We start from the raw sequence: 23656 nt of genomic DNA on the forward strand, positions 1-23656 counted from the left end.
GGAGAATCTGCCTCATGTCTTCGACGGCGGAAGGGTGCGATTTGTGACGCGGGTTGCGGTGGTTACCGGTGGTGGGTCAGGGCTGGGGCGGGAGATGGCGCTGGCGTTGGCGGAGGCCGGGTTCCAGGTGTGGGTGACCGGGCGGACGGAGGACAAGCTGCGCGAGACGGTCGCGCTCGGCGAGGGCCGCGTCGATCTCGCCGTACTGGATGTTGCCGACGGGAAAGCGGTACGGCGGTTCTTCGGAGGGCTCGAGCGGGTCGACGTCCTCGTGAACAACGCGGGCACCGGGTCCCCGGCCGTGGCGGTACAGGACGTGCGGGAGGAGGACTGGCGGCAGGTGGTCGACACCAACCTGACCGGGTCGTTCCTCTGCGCGCAGGCGGCGTACGACGTGATGCTGCGGCAGGACCCGAAGGGTGGGCGGATCATCAACAACGGGTCGATCTCGGCGCACGTACCGCGGCCGCAGGGGATCGCCTACACCGCGAGCAAGCACGCCATCACTGGTCTGACGAAGGGCCTCGAGCTGGAGGGGCGCGCGCACGGCATCACCGCCTGCCAGATAGACATCGGGAACGCATCGACCGCGATGACCGCCCGGATGGAGCAGGGCGTGCTGCAGCCGGACGGTTCGATCGCGGTCGAGCCGACGTTCGATCCGAAGATCGTGGCCGACTTCGTGGTGCGGATCGCGGAACTGCCGACGTCCGTCGCAGTCCCGACCCTGACGGTCATGGCCGCCGGGATGCCTTATGTAGGAAGAGGCTGACGAGACAGGTCGATGTCCGTGAGGTCGTACCAGCGACCTGACGGCGGCTGGTCCCGCAGCGGGTCGTTCCAGCGCAGTCGGACGCGTTCCGGCTGCGCCTCCATCAGCACGACCTCTTGCCAGTCCGGACCGTCCGTCCGCGCCCACCAGGTCTCGGCCAGGCTTGCCAGCCCTTCCTGCTCAACCGTCTCGACCGCCTCGTCGCGGTCACTCACTGGGCCGAGTGGTGCTCCGAAAACGGTGGTCGGCAACCATCCGCCGGTGACCGGCACCACGCGACCCAGGACCTCCCCGTCGTCCCGCACCACGTCCTCCGGCGACGGGAACCCTGGGAACATCTCCTTCAACGCAGCGACGATCCGGCCTGTCGTTTCACCCAGGAAGCGAATGCTGGCCAGCTCCCGCTCGCTACCTGCGTACTCGTCCGGCCTGACCTGCTCGCCGCCGACCCAGGTGTGACGAATCCGCTGTGTGGCAGTGATATCGACCAGCGGATCCCCTTCGACCAGCAACAGGTCAGCACGCGCACCGACCGTCAGCCGGCCCCGGTCCGCCAGTCCGAACACCTCAGCGGGCGCACTGGTTGCAGCCACAACCGCCTCGGCCGGCGTGAGCCCAGCACGCACCAGGTGAACCAGCTCCCGGTGTAGCGAAGCTCCGAACACCAGACCCGGGTTCGGTGCGTCTGTCCCGGCCAGCACGCGTACGCCGGCCCGGTGCAACGCCAGCGTGTTGGCGCGAGCCGTCGTACCGTCTGGCGGCACCGGGGGCATCCAACGACGGGACTGCTGGTCCAGCAGCCGCCGCCAGCGCGCGGGCATGCGTGCCATCAGCTCTGGCTCGTCCAGCAACGGCAAACGACCAGACGGACCGTTGAACCCGTCTACGACAACGCCAAGCGTCGCGATGACAGCGACGTCCGCCAGGGCTGCGATGTCCTCCGGGGACATGAGGTCAGCCGGTACGTGCGCGAGTACGTCGACGCCGCACTCGACGACCGTCACCGCACCAGCTGCCGTCGACACGTGCGCTACCACCGTGAGCCCGTGAGCGTGTGCCTCGTCGGTCAAGGCCTGCACGGTGCGCGGCTCTAGCGTCGGGAGGTTCAGCCGCGCGCCGGAGCCGTCGTCGTAGATCAACTTCAGGTGATCGGTGCCCTCGGCGAGCCGGTCCGCGACGAACTGCTTCGCGTCCTCCGGCCCTGTGACGTAAGGGATCGGCGGGAATGCGATCGTCGGGTGACCGCCCGGCGCAGTGGCTCCGATACCTGACGTGAAGAACGAAGACCGCGGTGTCTCCTGATCGATCACCTCGGGCATGCTGAACTGGTCGAGTTGCGTGGTCACGCCGTACGTCGCCGCGAGCTGGGTGCACCCCGGCGCCAGGTGGACATGCGAGTCGATCAGGCCGGGAAGCAGCGTCGTACCGGATCCGTCGACGAGGGTGTCTCCCGGCTGCGCGATCTCCGGGCCGCCGATCGCCGTGATGCGACCGTTCGCGACCCGTAGGCAGTCCGCGGGCAGCGCCGCGCCTCGGTCGGCCAGACGGGTGTGCAGGATCGTAAATGCCATGTCGTGGACGCTAAAGGCTGACGTAACGTCATACTCCAATCCCTTTTCCGGAGGTATCGTGGAGCGCACGGTCAGCGAGGTGTCCCGGCTCGCCGGTGTCTCGGTGCGGACGCTGCGGCACTACGACGCCATCGGTCTGCTTCCGCCCGGCCGCGTCGCCACGAACGGCTACCGGTACTACGGCCGGCCCGAACTGCTCCGCCTGCAACGGATCCTGCTGCTCCGTGAGCTCGGCGTACCGCTGCCGTCGATCGCGCGGATCCTGGACGAGCAGGACGACGAGGTGACCGCGCTGCAGGGACACCGCGAGCAACTGCTGCAGGAGCGGAAGCGGCTCGACGTGATGCTCGGCGCGATCGAGCGGACCATCGCAGGGCTGTCCGGCGACGACACGGTGACCGACGACGAGTTCTTCAGCGGACTGTCGGAGGCGCGGGCACGGCTGCGGGAGGACCTGGCCGAGCGGTTCGGCGAGGCCACCGCGGAAGGGTTCGAGAAGGCCGTCCGGGAGACCGACGGCTGGACCCGCGAGGACTACGAGCGGCTGGGCGACGAGGGCCGTCGGCTGCTGCTGCGGATGGCGGCCTCGCGGGATCGCGGCGTACGGCCGGACTCTCCGGAGGGGTTCGAGCTGATCGAACAACACCACCAGGGCGTGCTGGAACTGTGGCCGGCCACACCTTCGTCCTACTACGCGCTCGGGGATCTCCTGGTGGAGAACGCGGACCAGCGGGCGATCATCGAAATGGTGGACCGGGACCTGCCCGAGTGGCTGGCAGCCGGAGTCCGGGCGTACGCGGTCCAGCGGCTCGGTTTCTGCCCAAACACAGAGGAAACTGTCTGACGGTCCGTCTAGTGTCTGTCAGGTGAGTGAGCAGCGGGAGTCTTTGGTTCACGTCCGCGGGCTGCGCAAGTCGTACGGCGACTTCGAGGCGGTTCGTGGCATCGACCTGGACGTATGGCGGGGTGAGGCCTTCGGGTTCCTCGGGCCGAACGGTGCGGGCAAGTCGTCGACGATGCGGATGATCGGCGCGGTCTCACCGGTCAGCGGCGGCACCCTGAAGATCCTCGGTCTAGACCCTGCCACCGACGGGCCGTCGATCCGCGCGCGGCTCGGCGTCTGCCCGCAGGACGACACCCTCGACACCGAGCTCAGCGTCCGGGAGAACCTGACGATCTACGGGCGGTACTTCGGTCTCAGCCGGGCCGAGTGCCGCGAGCGCGCGGACGAGCTGCTCGAGTTCGTCGCGCTGACCGAGAAGGCGAAGGTCAAGGTCGACGAGCTGTCCGGCGGGATGAAGCGCCGGCTGACCATCGCGCGCTCCCTGGTCAGCAAACCCGACCTGTTGCTGCTGGACGAGCCGACCACCGGACTCGACCCGCAGGCCCGGCACCTGCTGTGGGACAAGCTGTTCCGGCTCAAACAGGCCGGCGTCACGCTGATCATCACCACGCACTACATGGACGAGGCCGAGCAGTTGTGCGACCGGCTCGTGGTGATGGACGGCGGCCTGATCGCGGCCGAGGGATCCCCGGCCGACCTGATCCGCGACTACTCGACGCGTGAGGTGACCGAGCTGCGGTTCGGGCCGGACGTGATGCTCGCGGACCACGACGCCCTGGCCGGCAAGGTCGAGGACCTCGCCCAGCGCATCGAAGTACTGCCGGACCGGCTGCTGCTCTACACCGACGACGGCGAGCGCGCAGTCGCCGCCGTCCACGAGCGCGGCCTGGAACCGGCCGCCGTCCTCGTACGCCGCTCCACTCTCGAAGATGTCTTCCTGAGATTGACCGGCCGAACGCTGGTGGACTGACATGGCAGTACTGATGCCGCGACTCCGTCGCGGCGGGTCATCGGGCTGTAACTCCCGTCCTTCCCTCGTCGCTCCGGTCGCTTCGCTCCCTCCGCTCCCCCGTCCAGGACGGGAGGCCCGATGACCATCGCGGTGGAGAACGGTCGGCGGATGTTCGACTACTGGTTGACCGTCTACAAGCGGACCTGGAAGGGCACGATGATCAGCAGCTTCCTGCTGCCGATGCTCTACCTGGCCGCGATGGGGATCGGGCTCGGGTCGTTCGTGGACAGCAACGGGACCGGTGCGCTCGGCGGGGTCAGCTACCTGCAGTTCATCGCGCCGGGACTGCTGGCGTCCACCGCGATGCAGATCGCGGTCGGCGAGGCGACGTACCCGGTGATGAGCGGACTGAAGTGGCAGAAGTTCTACCACTCGATGATCGCGACGCCGCTGCGGCCGGCGGACGTGGTCTACGGGCAGCTCGGTTTCATCGCGTTCCGGGTGTTCACCTCGTGCGCGGTGTTCCTGGTGATCATCACGCTGTTCGGCGGGCTGAAGTCTCCGCTCGGCGTGCTCGGGTTGCCGGTCGCGCTGCTCGTCGGGATGGCGGTCGCCGGCCCGATCGCGGCGTACGCGACGATCCTGGACAACGACTCCGGTTTCGCGATGGTGTTCCGGTTCGGCGTCGTGCCGGCGTTCTTGTTCTCCGGGGCGTTCTTCCCGGTCTCGCAACTGCCGGACTGGATCGAGTGGCTGGCGTACGTGAGTCCGCTGTGGCACGCGGTCGACCTGTCCCGCAACCTCAGTCTCGGCACGGTCAACCCGTTGCTGGCCCTCGGCAACCTCGCCTACCTGCTGGCCTGGTTCCTCGTCGGCACCCACCTCGCCGTCCGCGGCTTCACGAAGAGGCTGATCGGCTGATGGCTCTACTGATGCCACGCCTCCGGCGCGGCCGGTCATGGGGCTGTGACTCCCGGCCTTCCCTCGTCGCTCCGGTCGCTTCGCTCCCTCCGCTCCTCAGTCCAGGCCGGGAGGCCCCATGACCACGATCGCAGCGCGGGTTGTCCCCGTCCCGGTGCGGCTCGGCGGTGGGCGGCACATCGTCGAGCGGAACTTCCTGCTCTACCGGCGGTCGTGGGTCGTGTTCCTGTCCGGGTTCTTCGAGCCGGTGTTCTACCTGCTCTCGATCGGCATCGGCGTCGCCCACCTGGTCGGCGACTTCACCCTGTCCGACGGCACGAAGATCGCGTACGCCGCGTTCGTCGCGCCGGCGATGCTCGCCAGTTCCGCGATGAACGGTGCGATCTTCGACTCGACGTACAACATCTTCTTCCGGATGAAGTACGCCAAGCTCTACGACTCGATGCTCGCGACACCGCTGCGGCCGTGGGACGTCGCGACCGGCGAGATCACCTGGGCGCTGCTGCGCGGGGGCATCTACTCGGCGATGTTCATCGTGGTGATGCTGATCCTGGGGCTGATCTCGTCGTGGTGGGCGCTGCTCGCGCTGCCCGCCGCGGTGCTGATCGGGTTCGCGTTCGCGGGCGCCGGGATGGCGCTGACCACGTTCATGCGCAGCTGGCAGGACTTCGAGTTCGTGCAGCTGGCGATCATGCCGATGTTCCTGTTCTCGGCCACGTTCTACCCGGTCGAGACCTATCCCGGCGCGATCCGCTGGCTGGTCGAGATCACCCCGCTCTACCAGGGCGTCGTACTCGAACGTGCCTTCAGCACCGGCAACGTCAGCTGGCTCCTCATCGTCCACGCCCTCTACCTGGCCGCCATGGGGACCCTCGGCATGTACATCGCCTCCCGCCGCCTCGGCAAACTCCTCCTCAAGTAGGCGGAACCGCAGAGGACTGCGGACTCGTCGGACCTGGCATGACGGTATTGATGCCACGCCTCCGGCGCGGCGGGTCATGGGGCTGTAACTCCCGTCCTTCCCTCGTCGCTCCGGTCGCTTCGCTCCCTCCGCTCCTCAGTCCAGGACGGGAGGCCCCATGACCGGCTTGTCCTTCCGTGATCTGGTACGTGCGCCGAGGGTTGAGTTGCCCGGTGGGTCGGTGCGGTGGGTCGACGAGTCGTTGCGGCTGCTCATCGGTCATTTCGGAACCGACCCGCTGCGGCGGCCGGCCGTCGTACCAGGGGAGTTCGTGCCGGCCGGGTACGACGGGTCGGAGGCGGCTGCTCGCCACGTGTGCCTGAAGGTGAGTGAGCGGATGGGCATCCCGTCCGAGCGGATCCGGTTCAGCTTTCAGCTGGAGAAGGTCGTCGAGGCCGGTCAGTTGCTCGGCGCCACGATCGTCGACGCGTACGTCGCGCAGACCCATCCCGCGCTCCGCGGCGCGGCACCGGAGGATATCGCCGCCGTACGGAAGCACTCGAGGTTGCTCGGCGCCACGTCCGACGACCGGCTCGAAGAGCTGCTGGAGGACGACGGGCTGCTGCCCGAGATCCAGCGGTTCGCCTTCCTCGACTTCCTCACCGAGCTGGTTCGCTGCCGGGAGATCGCGGCCGAGCCGGACCCGGCGCGGCAGGCCGAGCTCGAACAGCAGCCGGATCGTCCGGAACCTCGGACTGCCGGAAGCGAGGCGTCCTCGGCCGGTCGCTGGACGGACCTCACTTACTGCCTGCCGGGTGTCGAGCTGCTCCCCGGGTACACCGCGGTGATGCTCGGCTCCGACATCCTCACCGACCCGACTGTGCTGATCGCGGCGGCGTCGCACGAACTCGGCCACCAGGTCCTCATGTCCTCCGACATGCCCGGCGGCACCGGTCCGCTCCGCGAGCCGTTGACCGACCTGTACGCCGTACTGCACGGATTCGGGATCGCCCACGCCAACGCTGCTCTGGACGAGACCACGCTCGGCACACCGACCGTGGAAACCTTCGGCTACCTCGGCGAACGTGCCGTCGCCGAAGCCCTTGCTGTGTACCGCTTCCGGCAGCACCGGCTCATCCGCGATGGGCCGCTCCTCCCCGAGTGGCATCAGGCTCTCGACCCCGAACCACGTGCCAGGTTCCTGGCCCGGTTGGACGAGTTGGTCGGTGGGCCGCCAACCGTGCTCGGGTGGTGATCCGACCGAAATGGTTGCGGGCCAACTGCAACGTTCATGGTGGAACGGTCCGGCCGTCGATGGCGTCAGTTTCGGTATGAATCTGATCGGTGCTTGGCGCCGCCGGCAACGACATCGAGAGCTGCTGTACGGACCGAAGGTCCTGCTGCCCGGTGGACCGGAGCAGTGGATCGAGGACTCGCTGGACTGGCTCATCGGCCGGTTCGGTGTCGAGCCGCTGCGCCGGCGGCCGGTGCTGCCCAGCGAGTTCGTGCCTGCCGGGTACGACGGTTCCGAGCGTGCAGCACGCGAACTCTGTCTGCAGGTGTGCGCGTGGATGGAGGTCCCCGACGACCGGATCCGGTTCAGCTTCCGGATGGAAGACGTCCGAGCTGCTGCCCGCAGCGCGGCCGTGCACCGGCTGAACGCCGAGCAGGGCAGGGACCTGATCGCGATCTCGGGGCTGCGGGCAACGATGACGGCGGCCGAGGTGGACGCGCTGGCCGCGACCGGGTTCGCGCCGGAGATCAACGTGCTCGCCGAGCGCGAGCTGCGGGCCGAGGTGAAACGCAGTACGGCGATCCTCCAGGAGACTGATCCGGACCGCCGGGCCGAGCTGTGCGGCCGCGCCGAGGCAATCTGGTCCTCGCCGGCCGGCAGCGGGTCGCGGGCGGCCTGGCTGGATCTGCGGTCCGGCGGCCTCGAGGGCAGCGCGGTGATGCTGTCGGCAAGCACTTTGGCCGACCCGGCCGCTGTGGTCGCCGCCACCGCCCATGAACTCGGTCACGAGGTGCTCTGGGGGTATCACCTGATCGACCGGACCCGCCCGGACGCCGAGGCGCTGACCGACCTGTTCGCGGTGTTCCACGGGTTCGGGATCTTTCTCGCCAATCAGGCGGTCGAGCGGGTCCCCGGACGGCGTTCGGCGTTGCAGACGCTCGGGTACCTGGGCGAGCGCGGTGCCTCCGACGCGCTGGCGGCGTACTGCTTCCGGCGGCATCTGCTGTTTCCGGAATCGATCCTCCCGGTGATGCCGACCGAGATCGACCCCGCGGTCCGGATCCGGACCTTCGCCCGGCTTGCGTCGCTGGTGAGGGACGCCGAGATCGCGTCGATCCAAGAGGGTGCACCGCTGACCTGATGTCAACCTGCGGTGACGCAGTGGAACCGAGAGGTTTGCGGCAGCGTCCGACAGGCATGATCCGGCGGGTGAGGAATCCGATCGGAATGATCCGCCGAAGTCAGCAGCTGCGCTCCCAGCTGAAGGCGCCCCGCGAACGGTTGCCAGGCGGCAGCCGGCGCTGGATCCGTACATCGATGGACTGGCTGGTGGCCGAGTTCGGCCGGGATGTCCTACTGCGCCCGATCGCGCTGCCGGCCGACCTGATCCCGGACGGGTACGACGGCAGCATCGCCGCCGCGACCGAGCTGTGCGACCGGGTCGCCGAGCGGATGGATCTCCGCCCCGGTCAGTGCGGGCTGAGCTTCGAGCTGAACGGCGTAAGGCGTTCGGTGAACAGCATGGTGGTGAAGGAACAGTCCGGGCGCTGGATCCGAGGGAACGGCGGCAACCAGATCCAGCTCGCGCCGGCGCTGACGGCCGACCCGGTGGCGCTGATCGCGATCTACGCCCATGAGGCCGGCCACGAGTTGCTGCTCGGCAGCGGCCGGATCTCGCTCGCGCGCCGGCCCGGCCACGAGCCGCTCACCGACCTCATCACGGTCTTCTACGGACTCGGGATCTTCACGGCGAACGCGGCGTACGAGCGCCGCCCCCGGCCGAACGGCCGCGGCAAGCAGCCGCTGGCACGCGGATACCTCCGCGAGGCCGCACTTGCCGAAGCACTCGCGCACTACGCGAAACTCCGCGGCGAGCGGCATCCGGAATGGGCTCGCTACCTCGACCCACCCGTCCGCCGCGGCCTCCACAACCAACTAGCAATCCTGCACCGCTAGTAGTTTCTGCAGCCAGCTCGTGCCGCCGCGGAGCATGGATGCTTTGCTTGGGCCGGTCAGGTGGTCGACGAGGTGTAGGTAGGTGATCGTCTGGTAGAGGGCGCCTAGCTCTTCGGCGAGCGTCAGCGCGCGGCGCAAGTCGGACGGGTCGGCGTATTCCTCCCACTCGTGCAGATACGCGTCCAGCACGCGTGGGTCGCTCGACAGCGTCGACTGCTTCTCCACGAACGTCACCAGGTCCAGGAAAGGATGCGCGAGCGCCGCATCGGTCCAGTCGAAGGCGAGCACCTGACCGTCGCGTACCGCCAGGTTCCGCGGGTGCAGATCACCGTGCAGCAAGGTCTCCGGTACGCCGATCTCCGCCAGCTCGACGATTGCCTCGCGCAACTGCTTCGCGCGTTCCGGCAACCGGGACAGCTCGTTCGGGTCGTGCCGTGCCGTCAACGAGTTCGGTTCGAGCAGGCGATCCAGCTCCGCGTCGAGGACGGCGAGCCGCCGGTCGGCGCAGCTGTACTCCAGCAGCAGTTCGGGTTCGGTGACATAGCTGCGCTGCAACCGGGCATGGTTGCGCACGGCATCGATCCACACCGCGACGTCGCTCTCGCCCTCCAACGGCGTACCGAGGTCTGGCAGCAGCATCCACGCCCGCTGCTCGTCGATCGCCAACGGCGCCGGTACCGCGCCGGGACGGTCGGTGGAGGCGCGCTGCAGGAACTGCGGTTCGTTGGCGAACAGGAACGGCAACGCGGCCGGCTCGATCGACGCCTGTGGGAGCGCCTTGAAGTACACGTCACCGTCGGCGGTCGGGATGCGCAGGACGTTCGACAGCCCCCACGACTTCACCTGCGTCCACGGGCCGGTCGCCTTCAGACGCTGAGCGATCCACTGCGTCGCCTCGCCGTACCACTCCGGACGTGTCCACTCGGGCAGATCGGACGAGCTGACGGGATGGTCGTGGACCCAGCGCGCATCGGCCGGCGGCTCACCGCTCGGAAGCATCAGGTAGGTGCGCGGATCGTCGGAAACACACGTGAGTACGGCGGCCTCGATGCCGTGCTGGTCCCGCAGCGCCCGCAGCACCGGCTCGACGTCCGGGAACCAGACGTCGTCCGATTGCTCGACCTGGGGGAGCCCCGAAGGCAGCATCAGGACCGCTTGGTCGGACGGGCGCACTACGACAGCCGTAACCTTCACGTGCTGAAGCGTATGTAACCGTGCAACTGCTTTAACTGACCGGGAACTGCCCGCTATCCACAGAAGGTGCAGGTTCGCAGGACTTCACCAGTGGTGCGTGGAGTCGCTGCGCGAGGACCTGGCGCTGGGTCGGCTGCGCCTCGGTCTGGCGTCGCAGGCCTTCGTCGGTCAGCCGGACGTTCACGGCGCGACGGTCCTCAGGGCACATGTGCCGCTCGACCAGGCCGGCGACCTCCAGACGGCCGATCACGCGGGACAGCGCACTCTGGCTCAGATGCACGGACTTGGCGATCGTCGCCACCTTCGCGGAGTGCTCCGGCAGCTCCGCGAGCCGCTCGAGCACCTCGTACTCACTCATCCCGAGTGCATGACCGGCCTGCAGCGCCCGGTCGAGGGCGCAGGTCAGATCGGCATGGCGAGCCAGCAGCTCGCGCCATTCGCGCACATCGGCGCTGGTCTCACCAGGTCCAGCGCTGACCTTCGTCACGGTCATGTCGCCGACCATAGCATGCATGCGCATTCAATGCAAGCGCATTTAATGCCTAGACATTAGATGCACACGCATGCAATAGTCTCTTCTCGTGACTACGCAAACCACATCGCCAGCTCGCATGACTTGGGACGCGCGCCTCTGGGGAGCGCTCCTGGTGGTCTGCGGCGTGATCTTCCTCGACGGCCTGGACGTGTCCATGGTCGGCATGTCCCTGCCGTCCATCGGCGCCGACCTGGGCGTCTCCCTTGCCTCTCTCCAGTGGGTCGTGACCGGCTATGTGCTCGGGTACGGCGGTCTGCTGCTGCTCGGCGGACGGACCGCCGACCTGCTCGGCCGGCGCCGGGTCTTCCTGATCGCCCTCGCCGTCTTCGCCGTGGTCTCGATGCTGAGCTCACTGGCGAGCAACCCCGAACTGCTCATCGCCGCGCGGTTCGTGAAGGGTGTCGCCGCGGCGTTCACCGCCCCGGCCGCACTCTCGATCATCACCACCACCTTCCACGAGGGCCCGGATCGCAACCGCGCCCTCAGCATCTTCACCACCTGCGCCGCCAGCGGCTTCTCGATGGGCTTGATTCTCGGCGGCGCGCTGACCGAGGTCGGCTGGCGCTGGACCTTCCTGATGCCCGGCCCGGTCGCCCTGATCGTGCTGCTGTTCGCGATCAAGCTGATCCCGAACAGCCCGCGGGACAACGCCGCCGGCGGGTACGACGTACCGGGGGCGATCACCGTCACCGCCGGCATGCTGTCCCTCGTCTACGCGGTCGTCGGCGCCGAGCACGCCGGCTGGGCCTCGGTGCAGACCATCGGCCTGTTCGTGCTCGCCGCCGTCCTGCTGGCCGGCTTCGTCGCGATCGAGCTGCGCACCAAGCACCCGCTGGTCCGGCTCGGCATCCTGCGCAACGCCTCGCTGCGGCGGGCGAACCTGGCCATCCTGACCGTCTTCGGTTCGTACGTCGCCTTCCAGCTGATCGGCACCATGTACCTGCAGAACCTGCTGGGCTGGTCGTCGTTCGAGACCGCGCTCGGGTTCCTCCCGGCCGGACTGCTGGTCGCCACGCTGTCCCCGAACGTCGGCAAGATCGTCGACCGGGTGGGCACCGAGAAGATGATCATCGTCGCGATGGCGCTGTTCGTCGCCGGGTACGCGCTGTCGCTGCGGATCGGCCCGGAGTCGGCGTACTTCTCGACCGTGTTCCCGACCATCATGCTGCTCGGTCTCGGGTTCGCGATCGGGTTCCCGTCGCTGAACATCCAGGCCGTGTCCGGGGTCCCGGACCACGAGCAGGGACTTGCCTCCGGGCTGTTCAACACCTCCAACCAGGTGGGCGGCGCGGTCGTCCTCGCGATCGTGACCGCGGTGATCAGCGGCCAGACCGTCGGCGTCACCGCATCCAGCGGCGTGCTGTCGGCGTACAAGTCGGGCCTCGGCGTCGTGACGGGGATCGCGGCTCTCGGCCTGGTCATCGCACTGACCGGTCTCTACGGCCTGCGGGCCCGCCGGGCCGCCGAAGAAGCAGAGGCTGCCGAGTTGGCCGCCGTACAGGACGAGCTGGCGGCGGAGGAGATGACGCCGGCCGCCTGACAACAACCAGCTCCACTGGAGCTGTTCGGATATGAGAACGCAGCGCGGGTCCCGGACTACTCTCGGGACCCGCGCTGCTGGCGCTCGCGGCGCTCGTGTCAGCCGGGGTCAGGGTGCCGAGGGCGGGGGTTGGGGGGATTCCCCGATTGGTTTCGGCCCATCGGGGTGCTGGACTGGGGGCATGAGCAACCAGAGCGACTACGACCGGCGGGTCAAGGACATCCTCGACCGGGTCGCCAAGGGGCACCTCTCGACCGAGGAGGCCACCACCCTGATCGCGGCCCTCAAGCCGACCGCGGCCGCGGACGCCGCCGGCACTGCTGCTGACACGGCCACTGACGGGCCGGGCGCGCAGGAGCCGGTTGCCGATGACGCCGGCGCAGGGTCCGAAGGCAAGCCGCCCTGGCCGTGGCCGTCCGGCGACGACGTCCCGTCCACGACCGTCTGGGCGGACGCCGTCGACTCACCCACTGCTGAGCCGACCGTCGAGCCGACCGTCGAGCCGACCGTCGAGCCGACCGTCGAGCCGACCGGGGAGCCGACCGCTGAGCCGACTGTTGAGCCGGCGGCCGGCGCTGCCGGCGAGCCGTCGGTGGTGCAGGACAGTGTTGTCGATGACGTGGTCGACGACGTGGTCGACGACGCTGCGGAGCCGGTCGAGGAGGAGCACAGCAACGTGCCGATCCCGTCCGGGGTGCAGCGGGTGACCGTGCGCGCGATCGGGCGGCGGGTCCGGCTGATCGGTGAGCCAGCCGTGAACGGTGTCGCGGTCGACGGCCCGCACGTGATCAAGCGGGACGGCGACACCCTCGCGATCAGCAGTGAAGGCGACATGGGCGTCTCGATCGACGGGTTCAGCATGCTGCGCAACCCGACCGACCTGAAGGCTCACGTCAACGGCCTCGCCAGGGAGCTGTCGATCCGCGTCAACCCGAACCTCCAGGTCGAGGTCGAGGTCACCGGAGGCAGCGTGAACGCCGAGCGGCTGCCCGGCCTGACCCGGGTCCGCGTCACCGCCGGTACGGCGAAGGTCGCCGACGTCGACGGCCCGATCGACGTACTCGTGCAGGCTGGTTCGGCCAGCCTCGACGCGCAGATCACCAAGGGCCGCTCCCGCGTCCGCGTCGAGTCCGGTACGGCGCAGGTCTCGCTCCGCCGCGGCTCCGACGTCCACGTCCACACCGAGTCCCAGCTCGGCCGGGTCACCTGGAGCGGCGCCGTCTCCGGCCAGTCCAAGGACGTGGAAATCGGCCGCGGCCGTGCCGCCCTCGACGTAGAGGTCCTCGTAGGCACCGCCCAGATCACCTCGGACTGACCGCATGCCCGCGCACCTGAAGGGTTGCCCACTGAAAATCGCAGTGGGCAACCCTCCAGCTCGGTGGGTAACCCTCCAGGTCAGTGGGCAACCTCCTCGGCGGGGATCGTGTGCAGCGTGCGGATCGGGGAGAGGTAGAGGAAGGCGTTTCCGGCCAAGGTGCCTAGGCCTGCTATCCACAAGGTGGTGTGCAGGCCGAACGCCGTACCCAGCGCGCCGCCCAACAGGCTGCCGACCGGGGCGGCTCCCCAGCTGACGAAGCTCATGGTGGCGCTCATCCGGCCCTGCAGCTCCGGCGGGCAAAGGCGTTGCTGGGTGCTGACCTGCAGGATGTAGCTGACGATGATGCAGAAGCCGGCCAGCAGCGTGCCGACGACGAACCAGCTCACCATCCAGCCCGGTGCGGTCAGCGCCTGCACGGTGAACGCGACGCCGATACCCGTCGACGAGAGCAGCAGCGTGCGCGCATCGCCGTACCGGCTGCTGAGCTTCTCGGTGACCGCGGAGGCGACGATCGCGCCGAGGAGGCCGATCATGCCGAGTACGCCGATGGTGGCCGGCTGCAGATGGACGCCGCGCACCAGGTAGACGACCATGATCGCGCCGGCCGCGGCCTGGAAGAGCATGGTCGTCATCGTGTTGAGCGCGAGCGGCCGGAGCAGTGGATGCCGGAAGACGTAGCGCATGCCCTCGCCGATCTCGCGGCGCAGATTGGGCAGCTCGGGCCGCACCGGCTCCGCCTCGGGTGTCCGGATCGAGCGGAGCCAGAGCGCTGACCACAGGAAGCTGAGCGCGTCCAGGCCGATCGTCAGCGCCGCGCCGAGCCATTGGACGAGCAGTCCGCTTGCGCCGGCGCCGATGACCGCGGCGATCGAGTGGTTCGCGGCCAGTTTGGCGTTGCCCGGCAGGAGACGGTCCCGCTCGAGGACCCTCGGCAGGTACGACGTGTGCGCGACGTCGAACAGGACCGTGAGGATCCCGGCCGGCACGAGTACGACGTACACCTGCGTCAGGGTGAGTACGTCGAACCACCAGGCGATCGGGATCGACGCGAAGAGCAGCGCCCGGAGCAGGTCGGCGTACACGAGGACCGGGCGGCAGCGGATCCGGTCGGCCCAGGCGCCTGCGAACAGGCCGAGGACGAGCCAGGCGGCGGTCTCGCAGGTCCGGAGCAGCGACACCTGGAGCGTCGACGCGTTGAGGGTGAGTACGGCGAGCAGCGGGATCGCGCCCATGCTCAGGCGGGACCCGAGCTGACTGAGCAGGTCGGCGGCCCACAGCCGACGGAAATCGGGGTGACGGAGGATGCCCATTCCGCGACCGTAAACCCCGAGTTGAGTCCTGTCGACTCAACTATCAAGAAAGTTGAGTCCTTTGGACTCAATATAATTTGCGGGTGAAATTGTCGGCGTTCTCGGGCAGGATGGGTGGCCTGCGTCACATCCAGAAGGGGGAAGTGCGGATGGCTGCAATCGAGGCGACCGGCCTCGTGAAGACGTTCAAGGGCAGGAAAACCACCGTCAAGGCGCTCGACGGCATCGATCTCGACGTACCGGAAGGGACCGTCCTCGGCCTCCTCGGGCCGAACGGGGCGGGCAAGACCACCACGGTCCGGGTGCTCACCACACTGATGAAGCCGGACGCCGGCACCGCCCGCGTGCTCGGCCACGACGTGGTCACCGAGGCGGACACGGTCCGGTCGCTGGTCGGGCTGTCGGGGCAGTACGCCGCGGTCGACGAGCTGCTCACCGGCCGGGAGAACCTGTGGATGTTCGGCCGGCTGTACCGGCTGAGCAGTCAGCAGGCCAAGCAGCGGGCGGAGGAACTGCTCGCGACGTTCGACCTGACCGAGGCGGCGGACCGGATCCTGAAGACGTACTCCGGTGGCATGCGGCGCCGGCTGGACCTCGCCGGGTCGCTGATCGCGCACCCGAAGGTGCTGTTCCTCGACGAGCCGACCACGGGTCTCGACCCGCGCTCGCGGCTCGACCTGTGGCAGATCATCCGCGACCGGGTCCGCGAGGGCGTCACGATCCTGCTCACCACGCAGTACCTGGAAGAGGCCGACGAGCTGGCCGACAGCATCGCGGTCGTCGATCACGGCTCGGTGATCGCTCGCGGTACGGCGGACGAGCTCAAGGCGAAGGTCGGCGGCGAGCGGATCGAGGTCGTCGTCCACGATCCGGGCGACACCGTGCGGGCGCTGGAGCTGCTGACCGGCGCGCTCAGGATCGCGGATCCGGAGTCGACGACGCTCGAGGAGCACACCCGGCGGATCACCGTGCCGGCGCCGGGCGGCTCGAGTGCGCTGGTCGATGTGATCCGGACGCTCGACGCCGCGGAGATCCGGATCGCCGACGTCGGGCTGCGGCGCCCCACATTGGACGACGTCTTCCTCACCCTGACCGGGCACGAGGCCGAACAGAAGGAGTCGCTGTGAGTGCGGAGCTGCCGGCCCGGGTGAACCCGATCGGCCGGGCGTTGTCGGACGCGGGGGTGCTCGCGTGGCGGAGCCTGAAACGGATCCCGCGGACGCCGGACATGCTGATCTACGCGACCATCCAGCCGATCATGTTCGTGCTGCTGTTCGCGTACGTGTTCGGGAACGCGATCCCGATCCCGGGCTTCCCCGGGCCGCGCGCGTACCGGGAGTTCCTGATGTCCGGGATTTTCGCGCAGACGATGGCGTTCGCGGTCGCGTCGGCGAGCGTGGGGCTGGCCGACGACATGTCCAAGGGCCTCATCGACCGGTTCCGGTCGTTGCCGATGGCAAGGTCCGGGGTGATCGCCGGCCGGGTGGTCGGGGACCTGGTGTTCAACGCGTTCGTGATGCTGATCATGGTGCTCTGCGGATTCGTGGTCGGCTGGCGGTGGCACAACGGACTCGGTCAGGCGCTCGCGGCGTTCGCGATCCTGCTGCTGTTCGCGTTCGCCATGCTGTGGGTCGGCGCGCTGATCGGATTGTCCGTGGGCGGACCCGAGGTGGCCTCGTCGGCGGGACTGATCTGGCTGTTCCCGCTGACGTTCCTCTCGAACGCGTTCGTGCCGACCCCGCAGTTGCCGAGCGCGCTGCAACCGGTCGCCGAGTGGAACCCGATCTCGTCGATCGTCGCGGCCTGCAGGCACCTGTTCGGCAACCCGTCCCCGTTCGCCAGCCCGGACGGCTTCCCGGCCCAGCATCCGGTCTGGCTGTCCCTGATCTGGTGCGTGGCGATCATCGTCGTGTTCGCGCCGCTCGCGGTCCGCAAGTACCGGAGTGCCACTGGGCATTGACAAGGCTTATACAGCGTGCAAATAATCCGAACTGTGTTAAAGAAGCCGGCCGGCAACTGGCGTGAGGCGAGACGGGAGAGTGCGCGGGCGAACGTGCTCACCGCCGCGTGGGAGTTGGTGCGCGAGGACGGGTTGGCCGCCCTGTCCTTACGCGAGCTGGCTCGCCGGGCGGGCATCACCACGCCGACCCTGTACGCGTACTTCGAGTCCAAGAACGCCATCCTGGACGCGATGTTCGCGCAGGCCGCACAGTCGTTCGTCGAGCTGAAGGCGTCACTGCCGGCGACGGACGACCCACAAGAGGACCTGCTGACCGAAGCCCGGGCGTTCGTCACGTTCTGCGTGTCCGACGTCCCGCGGTACCAGCTGCTCTTCCAGCACTCGGTGCCCGGCTTCACGCCGTCGCCCGAGTCGTACGAGCTCGCGGTCAGCGCCCTGGCGGTGACGCGTGAGCTCCTCGCACGCAACGGCGTGCGCGATCCACGGCACCTCGACATCTGGACCGCCATCACCGTCGGCCTGGTCGGCCAGCAGATCTCCAACGACCCGGACGGCGACCGGTGGACCCGGCTCGTCGAGGACGTGACCCGGATGTTCCTCGCCCAGTACGCGGGCAGGGGATCCACGCACAGCAAGGGGGAATCATGACCGCAGTCACCCAGCTCAAGCTTCACCATCTGGCCCTGACCGTGACCGACCTGGAGTCGAGCGTCCAGTGGTACGGCGAGGTCTTCGGGGTCCACCCGGTGATCGACGTACCGCATCCCGGCGGTGTCGGACGGATCCTCGCCGACGCGGATCATCAGCTGATGATCGCGCTGCACCGCCACGAGACCAACGACGGTGCCTTGTCCGACGAGACCGTCACCGGGCTCGACCATGCCGGCTTCGCGGTCGGCTCGCGTGCCGACCTCGAACAGTGGCAGGACCATCTGGAGGCGCACGGCGTGATCCGTGCCGGCGCCGCCGACAAGCCGCTCACCCAGTCGCCGATCGCCGACGAGCCGTACGCGTCGGTCCTGGTGTTCCGCGACCAGGACAACATCCAGCTCGAGCTCTTCGCTCCCGCCGCGCACTGAAGCGACGAAGCGCCCCGGTGGCTGTCCACCGGGGCGCTTCGGAAGCTTGGTGGGTCAGCCGGTGAAGGGTTCCGCGGCGACGATCTCGACGGTCACGTCCTTGCCGTTCGGGGCCTCGTACTTGGCCTTGTCGCCCTTCTTCTTGCCGAGGATCGCGGCGCCCAGGGGAGACTGCGGCGAGTAGACGTCGATGTCGACCGACGCGTCCAGGGCGAGCAGCTCGCGGGAGCCGAGCAGGAACGTCTCGACGTCGTCGTCACCGGCGAACTTGATGGACACCTTCATGCCGGGCTCGATCTTGCCGCCGGCCTTCGGGGTCTCGCCGACCCGGGCCCGGCGGAGCATGTCCTCCAGTTGCCGGATCCGCGCCTCGATCTTGCCCTGCTCGTCCTTGGCGGCGTGGTAGCCGCCGTTCTCCTTGAGATCGCCCTCGTCCCTGGCCTCGCTGATCCGCTGCGTGATCTCGGCACGGGCAGGGCCCTTGAGGTGCTCGAGCTCGGACTTCAGCTGGTCGTAACCGTCCTGCGTCAGCCAGACAACGCTGTCCTCGTCGATCTTCTGCGTCACGGGCTGCTCCTTGTGTCGGTGGGATGGGCAGGAAAATACTGCTGGCCGCCGTCGTCGACGGCGACCAATCAAACGAGCGTAGCAAGAGACCGCCGATCACGCAGGGGCTCTCACCGGTCACAAGCGCTTGGAAAACGCTTGCTGCACGGCTTTTCGTCCGCTCTGAGCAGATTCCCGGCAATCGGTTGCCATCAAGCCCTCGATTGACCGCTGACCTGGACTTTCCTACGCTCCCGGAGACCGACGGGGGTTTGGGGGGATGTGGTGGACGTGACAACGGATGGCGAGCGCGCGACCCGCGGCCGGCGCATGCGGCTGTGGATCGCGGGCGCCGTCGTACTCGCGATCGCAGCGGCTGCGGCGACCTGGGCGGTCGCCGGTCGAGGGGACCCACCCGGTCCATCAGTGGCCACTCCCACGCAGACGTCGGCCGGACCGTCGGTCGAGGAGCGGATGCTGGCCGGTGCCGGCGCCATCCTGAAGACTCGGGCCTCGGCCGTGCTGTCCGGGCACCTGGCGCAGTACCTTCAGTACGTCGACCCGGCGAACCGGAAGCTCCGGCAACGCGACCAGCAGGTGTTCGCCAACCTGCGCAAGCTCGGCCTCTCCCGGCTGAGCTATCAGGTAGATGCCAACTGGGCCCCGGAAGTGCAAGCGCAGCACGGACCGAGTGCACGCGCGGTCCGCGTTCTGATGCTGGTGCAGATCGCAGGCATCGACTCGACTCCGCGCGCCACCGCGCTCGGCTACACGTTTGCCGAGCGTGACGGTCACTGGCTGCTGGTCGACGACGACGATCTCGCGGCCGAGACGGACCTCAAGGCGTACCGCGAACCCTGGGACCTCGGCGCGATCGAGGTGGCTCGCCGGCCCGGCGTACTCGTCATCGTCCCGGCGGGCGAACGACGCAACGGTGAACGACTTGCGCGAGAGTCGCAGTCGGCGATCCCGATGGTGCGCTCCGTCACCCGGCGTGCCCAGGCAGGGATCGCGGTGATCGCGATGGCCGACAGCCGTTCGATGGATCCCGAGTGGCGAACCGGCGGGCATCCGGCGGCCGCTGTCGCCGCGCAGAACTACGCTCCGGCGAATCCGGAGGCGAGCGAGTTCAAGGTCACCGGGAGCCGGGTGGTGATCAACCCCGACCAGCGCACCCAGGCCGGACGGCTGCTGCTCGCGCACGAGTTCACTCATGCGGCGATGGGGCCGCTGGGCGGTCGTGCGCCGATCTGGTTGGTCGAAGGATTCGCCAGGTACGTCGAGTACCGGCTCGCCGCGCAGAGCGGGTACCAGCGGGAGCTCGCCGACGAGCGCCGTGAGTTGCTGCGCGAGAAGATCCCGGCGCTGGTGGTGCTCCCGATCGACGGCGTCTTCCACGGCGACTACGACGAGGACAGCTACGGCGTCAGCTGGATCATCGTCGAGTACCTGGTGACGACCTATGGGCAGGCGGCCGTGAACTCGCTGTACGCCGATCTCGCGCGCGGACCGGATGCGCCCGCCGTTCGGGAGCAGGTACTGCGCAAGCATCTGAAGGTGAGCGAGACGGCTCTGGTTGCGGCGCTCAAGGAGTACGACGGCTCGGCCTAGCGCGGGCGGTGCTGGTCTGCCGTCGTACAGCCGACGAGGACGACCGAGGTTGCCGACCGTTGCGTTGTCAGGGTTACCGGGAGGACCTGGTGACGGGGTGCGTCTGCCTGGACCGTGACCGTCACCTCGCCGACGATCGAGAAGTCCGCGGACTTCGCCTGCAGGCGGCAGTTCGCCTCCACCGACTTGCTGCGGTCCACCTTCAGCGTCGCCTTCGCGCTGGTCGGCGAGACGATCTCGAATCCCTGCAGTTGCGAGGTCACCGGCGGGTTCGACTGCACCCAGGCCACCCAGATCAGCCAGGTCAGTCCGGCCAGGACGACCACTCCCACGGCGCCGATCAGCAGCGGCCGCCGGGACCGCCCGCCGCGGCCGTAGCGGGCGTTCAGGTCGGAGGCCGGAGTGGCGGCAGAAGACTCGGTCACAAGCGTGTCCAGGGGGTCGGTCGTGGGTTTTCGCGGGCGTTGGAGGACCATTGTGTCTTGTGAGTGGAGATCTTCGGTTGTTGCATGTGCACGCCCACCCGGACGACGAGTCGAGCAAGGGCGCCGCTTCGACCGCCCGGTACGTCGCTGAAGGCGTGGAAGTGATGGTCGCCACCTGTACCGGTGGGGAACGCGGATCGATCCTGAATCCGAAGATGGACCGCCCGGAGGTGCTGGCGAACATCACCGAGATCCGCCGCAAGGAGATGGATGCGGCGCGCGAGATCCTCGGGATCCGGCAGGAGTGGCTGGGCTGGGTGGACTCCGGTTTCCCGGAGGGCGATCCGCTGCCGCCGCTCCCGGAAGGCTGCTTCGCGGCGCAGAAGGTCGAGGACGCCGCCGCCCCGCTGGTGAAGCTGATCCGCGAGTTCCGCCCGCAGGTCGTCACGACGTACGACGAGAACGGTGGCTACCCGCACCCGGACCACGTCATGTGCCACACGATCACGGTCGCCGCGTTCGAGGCGGCGGGGGACAAGGACGCCTACCCGGAGCTCGGCGAGCCGTGGCAGCCGCTCAAGCTGTACTACCACCACACGTTCCACTACGAGCGGATGAAGGCGCTGCACGACGGGATGCTCGCGCGCGGCCTGGAGTCGCCGTACGCCGAGCGCCTGAAGGACTGGAAGCCCGACCCGGAGAACGAGCGCCGCATCACCACGCGGGTCGAGTGCGCGCAGTACTTCGAGGTGCGGGACAGGGCGCTGCTCGCGCACGCCACGCAGATCGATCCGGACGGTGCGTGGTTCGCCGTACCGCTGGAGGTGCATCAGGCGGTCTGGCCGACCGAGGACTACGAGCTGGCGCGGAGTCTGGTCGAGTCCGAGCTGCCCGAGAACGATCTGTTCGCGGGGCTGCGCTGACGGGGGCTGCGGACAATGAGAGAATGGTGGCGTGACAGCGATGATCTCCCTTCAGACGGCCGAGATCGACCCCAACGTCGTGAAGCCGGGATGGGTCGCGCTGCTCATCGTGCTCGCTCTCGGTGCCGCCACGGTGCTGCTGTGGCGCAACATGGGCAAGCAGTTGAAGCGGATCGACGTGGACCACGCTGGTGCGGACGACCCAGCACCGTCCGCCGGCCCAGCGAGTCCGGCCGACTCGCAGTCCCCGGCTGGCGATGCGGAGCCGAAGACTTCGGCCCCGAGCCAGACTCCGAGTGACGCCAAGGAACACAAGGAACACTTAGAGCACTGAGTCCATGTCGGTGCTGTAACTGATTCCCGGGAACTCGGAAACACCCTGGTCACGAGATGGTGTCGGACTGGGCTGCCCACCTTCGGCTGACCCTATAGTGAGCCGCGTGCTGAATGGTGCCCACGACCTGTCCCTCCGGTGACCGCGACCCGCGCGGCCAGGCACCGCATGCCCGGACGCCTGGTAGCGGGTGGGGTCGGTGCTGTCCTCATCGCCTCGGCGGCGCTGGTAGTGGCGCTGTACGCCGCCGACAGCGAGCCGCATGACGTCGGTGGGATCGGCGGGCCGGGCGCCTTCGTGTCCTGGCTGCTGCCGCTGTTCCGGTTGATCTCCACGCTGGCCACCGTCGGCTGCGCGGGCGCGCTGCTCGCGGCGGTCGTGCTGCTGCGGATCGAGGGCGGACCGCTCGGAGTGCAGGGCCGGCGGGCGGTTCGGGACGCGAGCAACTCGGCGATCATCTGGGCGGTGTGCGCGTTCGCGGGCGCGATCGTGACGGCGGCGCTCATACTCAACACCCCGGTGCTGCTGCTGCGGCTACGGCTCGACGACGCACTCGGCGTACCCGAGGTGAAGGCGCTGCTGATCACCGGCATCCTCGTCGTCGCACTGGCGATCGGCATCCGCCGGGTGCAGACCTCCTCGGCGGCAGGGCTCGGCGTACTCGTCGCCATCGCCGCACTGGTCCCGACCGCGGTCACGGCGTACCCGAGGAACGAGGCGTACGTCGTACTTGCCGGAGCGGCCCTGGTGATCCACGTGATCGCGGCCACGACCTGGGTCGGCGGGCTCGCGGGCCTTGTCCGCTACGGGCGGGCGAGCCGGACCGGGCTGCCGATCGTGCTGGAACGGTACGGCCAGGTCGCACTCATCTCGGCGATCGCCGTCCTGGTCAGCGGCCTGCTCAGCGCAGCGAGCCGCCTGGCCGCGATGGGTGGCGGCTGGGGCTCGATCATCGACGCCGCCACCGAGGACGCGTACGGCGTTCTGCTGCTGGTGAAGGTGGCCGCCTTCCTGCTCCTCGTCATCCTCGCCGCCGTCCACCGCAGCCGCTCCGACACCGACCTACTCGACTCGAGCCGCCCCTTCTGGCGCGTCGTAGGCGTAGAACTCCTCGTCATGGCCCTGACCCTCGGCCTCTCAGTAGCCCTCTCCCAGACCGCCTAGGACCAGGGGGCTGTTTGTAGGTCGGTGGTGGTGCGGCGGTCGCGGGCTGGTGGGGGTGGTTCGGCGGGGCGGCCTACGGCGATCATCGAGACGATGTGCCAGCCGGGGCTGGGGTTCAGGTCGGTGGTGAGGGTTTCGAGGTCGAAGGCGCGGAACTGGCGGCAGGCGAGGTCCATGGCGTGGGCCTGCAAGGTGAGGTGCGCGACCGATTGCCCGAGGTCGTAGTCCGCGAAGTCGGAGTAGGCCCAGTCGGTGTCCTCGACGTACCGGTGGGCCATCGTCACGATCAGCAGCGAGGCGCTCGGTGCCCAGCGGGCCGAACTGCGGGCGAGGTGCCGGACGACGCGTTTGTGGTCAGGCTCGTCGCGGCGGGCGACGAAGTACGCCCACGGTTGCGAGTTGCCCGCGGACGGTGCCCAGCGGGCCGCGTCGAGGAGCAGTTCGACGTCCTCCTCGGTGACCGTCCAGCCGGGATCGAACTGCAAGGGGCTGAAGCGGCTGGCGAGCAGTGGATGGACGGGCATGTTCCCATTCAACTGCCGCCCGTGCGGGGTCATTCCGCGGGA

General features: G+C 68.6%; 25 protein-coding genes. 18 read left to right on the forward strand and 7 right to left on the reverse strand.

Features of this window, described 5'->3' with window-relative positions; genetic code table 11:
- The first annotated feature begins 43 nt into the window (after positions 1–43).
- A complete protein-coding gene (locus tag EV647_RS24245; protein ID WP_134006597.1) occupies positions 44–772 on the forward strand; it encodes an SDR family oxidoreductase in 729 nt (242 codons plus the stop codon).
- On the opposite strand, the gene EV647_RS24250 is transcribed toward EV647_RS24245, so the two are convergent.
- The gene (locus tag EV647_RS24250; protein WP_134006599.1) at positions 754–2343 is read right to left on the reverse strand and encodes an amidohydrolase family protein; all 1590 of its coding nucleotides are present in this window, start codon (positions 2341–2343) and stop codon (positions 754–756) included. The genes EV647_RS24245 and EV647_RS24250 overlap by 19 nt on opposite strands.
- Positions 2344–2401: 58 nt before the next feature.
- On the opposite strand from EV647_RS24250, the gene EV647_RS24255 reads away from it, so the two are divergent.
- The 7 genes from EV647_RS24255 (at position 2402) to EV647_RS24285 (ending at position 9151) form a co-directional block, all read left to right on the forward strand.
- Positions 2402–3187 carry a MerR family transcriptional regulator gene (locus EV647_RS24255; RefSeq protein WP_166680026.1) on the forward strand — a complete coding sequence of 262 codons (786 nt, stop codon included), beginning with the start codon at positions 2402–2404 and terminating at the stop codon, positions 3185–3187.
- 22 nt (positions 3188–3209) lie between these two features.
- Positions 3210–4157 (forward strand): ABC transporter ATP-binding protein, encoded by a 948-nt coding sequence (locus EV647_RS24260; protein WP_134006602.1) that lies wholly within the window; start codon positions 3210–3212, stop codon positions 4155–4157.
- Positions 4158–4277: 120 nt separating this feature from the next.
- Positions 4278–5060, forward strand: coding sequence for an ABC transporter permease (locus EV647_RS24265; protein ID WP_134006604.1), 783 nt, complete (start codon positions 4278–4280; stop codon positions 5058–5060).
- A gap of 118 nt (positions 5061–5178) precedes the next feature.
- Positions 5179–5982 (forward strand): ABC transporter permease, encoded by an 804-nt coding sequence (locus EV647_RS24270; RefSeq protein WP_134006606.1) that lies wholly within the window; start codon positions 5179–5181, stop codon positions 5980–5982.
- A gap of 157 nt (positions 5983–6139) precedes the next feature.
- Positions 6140–7216 (forward strand): hypothetical protein, encoded by a 1077-nt coding sequence (locus tag EV647_RS24275; RefSeq protein ID WP_134006608.1) that lies wholly within the window; start codon positions 6140–6142, stop codon positions 7214–7216.
- A 76-nt stretch (positions 7217–7292) separates the two neighbouring features.
- On the forward strand, positions 7293–8336 hold the full coding sequence (locus tag EV647_RS24280; protein ID WP_134006610.1) for a hypothetical protein: 1044 nt from the start codon (positions 7293–7295) through the stop codon (positions 8334–8336).
- A gap of 68 nt (positions 8337–8404) precedes the next feature.
- Entirely contained in the window at positions 8405–9151 is a 747-nt protein-coding gene (locus tag EV647_RS24285; RefSeq protein ID WP_134006612.1) for a hypothetical protein, read from the forward strand.
- Here EV647_RS24285 and EV647_RS24290 read toward each other — a convergent pair.
- Together EV647_RS24290 and EV647_RS24295 are read right to left on the reverse strand one after the other, a co-directional pair.
- Complete coding sequence (locus EV647_RS24290; protein WP_134006614.1) at positions 9131–10345, reverse strand: phosphotransferase family protein; 1215 nt, start codon at positions 10343–10345, stop codon at positions 9131–9133. The two genes, EV647_RS24285 and EV647_RS24290, sit on opposite strands and share 21 nt — an antisense overlap.
- Before the next feature lie 31 nt (positions 10346–10376).
- Positions 10377–10838 (reverse strand): MarR family winged helix-turn-helix transcriptional regulator, encoded by a 462-nt coding sequence (locus EV647_RS24295; protein ID WP_134006616.1) that lies wholly within the window; start codon positions 10836–10838, stop codon positions 10377–10379.
- A 118-nt stretch (positions 10839–10956) separates the two neighbouring features.
- On the opposite strand from EV647_RS24295, the gene EV647_RS24300 reads away from it, so the two are divergent.
- Together EV647_RS24300 and EV647_RS24305 are read left to right on the forward strand one after the other, a co-directional pair.
- Complete coding sequence (locus tag EV647_RS24300) at positions 10957–12420, forward strand: MFS transporter (protein ID WP_134006618.1); 1464 nt, start codon at positions 10957–10959, stop codon at positions 12418–12420.
- Positions 12421–12601: 181 nt separating this feature from the next.
- Positions 12602–13735, forward strand: a complete 1134-nt coding sequence (locus EV647_RS24305) for a PT domain-containing protein (RefSeq protein ID WP_134006620.1) — start codon at positions 12602–12604, stop codon at positions 13733–13735.
- Positions 13736–13815: 80 nt separating this feature from the next.
- Here the strand turns inward: EV647_RS24305 and EV647_RS24310 are convergent, their stop codons facing one another.
- The gene (locus EV647_RS24310) at positions 13816–15048 is read right to left on the reverse strand and encodes an MFS transporter (RefSeq protein ID WP_134006622.1); all 1233 of its coding nucleotides are present in this window, start codon (positions 15046–15048) and stop codon (positions 13816–13818) included.
- Positions 15049–15197: 149 nt separating this feature from the next.
- Here EV647_RS24310 and EV647_RS24315 point away from each other — a divergent pair, with 149 nt between their 5' ends.
- From EV647_RS24315 to EV647_RS24330, 4 genes are read left to right on the forward strand one after another with little or no spacing between them, the layout of a single operon-like run.
- The gene (locus tag EV647_RS24315) at positions 15198–16175 is read left to right on the forward strand and encodes an ATP-binding cassette domain-containing protein (RefSeq protein ID WP_134006624.1); all 978 of its coding nucleotides are present in this window, start codon (positions 15198–15200) and stop codon (positions 16173–16175) included.
- Complete coding sequence (locus EV647_RS24320; RefSeq protein ID WP_134006626.1) at positions 16172–17008, forward strand: ABC transporter permease; 837 nt, start codon at positions 16172–16174, stop codon at positions 17006–17008. Before EV647_RS24315 ends, EV647_RS24320 begins: the two co-directional genes overlap by 4 nt.
- A gap of 33 nt (positions 17009–17041) precedes the next feature.
- Positions 17042–17656, forward strand: a complete 615-nt coding sequence (locus tag EV647_RS24325; protein WP_238175575.1) for a TetR/AcrR family transcriptional regulator — start codon at positions 17042–17044, stop codon at positions 17654–17656.
- Positions 17653–18087: a VOC family protein gene (locus tag EV647_RS24330; protein ID WP_134006628.1), complete on the forward strand. Its 435-nt coding sequence runs from the start codon at positions 17653–17655 to the stop codon at positions 18085–18087. Before EV647_RS24325 ends, EV647_RS24330 begins: the two co-directional genes overlap by 4 nt.
- Positions 18088–18141: 54 nt before the next feature.
- Here the strand turns inward: EV647_RS24330 and greA are convergent, their stop codons facing one another.
- Positions 18142–18654, reverse strand: a complete 513-nt coding sequence (gene greA / locus EV647_RS24335) for a transcription elongation factor GreA (protein WP_130384156.1) — start codon at positions 18652–18654, stop codon at positions 18142–18144.
- Between the two features lie 270 nt (positions 18655–18924).
- Between greA and EV647_RS24340 the strand changes: the two genes are divergently transcribed.
- A complete protein-coding gene (locus EV647_RS24340; RefSeq protein WP_238177368.1) occupies positions 18925–20244 on the forward strand; it encodes a hypothetical protein in 1320 nt (439 codons plus the stop codon).
- Here the strand turns inward: EV647_RS24340 and EV647_RS24345 are convergent.
- A complete protein-coding gene (locus tag EV647_RS24345) occupies positions 20241–20669 on the reverse strand; it encodes a DUF4307 domain-containing protein (protein ID WP_238175573.1) in 429 nt (142 codons plus the stop codon). The genes EV647_RS24340 and EV647_RS24345 overlap by 4 nt on opposite strands.
- A 59-nt stretch (positions 20670–20728) precedes the next feature.
- On the opposite strand from EV647_RS24345, the gene mca reads away from it, so the two are divergent.
- From mca to EV647_RS24360, 3 genes are all read left to right on the forward strand, one after another.
- Positions 20729–21592, forward strand: coding sequence for a mycothiol conjugate amidase Mca (gene mca, locus EV647_RS24350; protein WP_134006632.1), 864 nt, complete (start codon positions 20729–20731; stop codon positions 21590–21592).
- A 31-nt stretch (positions 21593–21623) separates the two neighbouring features.
- The gene (locus EV647_RS24355) at positions 21624–21926 is read left to right on the forward strand and encodes a hypothetical protein (protein WP_134006634.1); all 303 of its coding nucleotides are present in this window, start codon (positions 21624–21626) and stop codon (positions 21924–21926) included.
- 168 nt (positions 21927–22094) lie between these two features.
- Positions 22095–23090 carry a copper resistance D family protein gene (locus tag EV647_RS24360; protein WP_238177369.1) on the forward strand — a complete coding sequence of 332 codons (996 nt, stop codon included), beginning with the start codon at positions 22095–22097 and terminating at the stop codon, positions 23088–23090.
- Here EV647_RS24360 and EV647_RS24365 read toward each other — a convergent pair.
- Positions 23087–23614: a nitroreductase family protein gene (locus tag EV647_RS24365; protein WP_134006638.1), complete on the reverse strand. Its 528-nt coding sequence runs from the start codon at positions 23612–23614 to the stop codon at positions 23087–23089. The two genes, EV647_RS24360 and EV647_RS24365, sit on opposite strands and share 4 nt — an antisense overlap.
- Positions 23615–23656: the final 42 nt, after the last annotated feature.

It is taken from the genome of Kribbella sp. VKM Ac-2566, from assembly GCF_004366005.1.
GTDB classification, from domain to species: Bacteria; Actinomycetota; Actinomycetes; order Propionibacteriales; family Kribbellaceae; genus Kribbella; species Kribbella pratensis.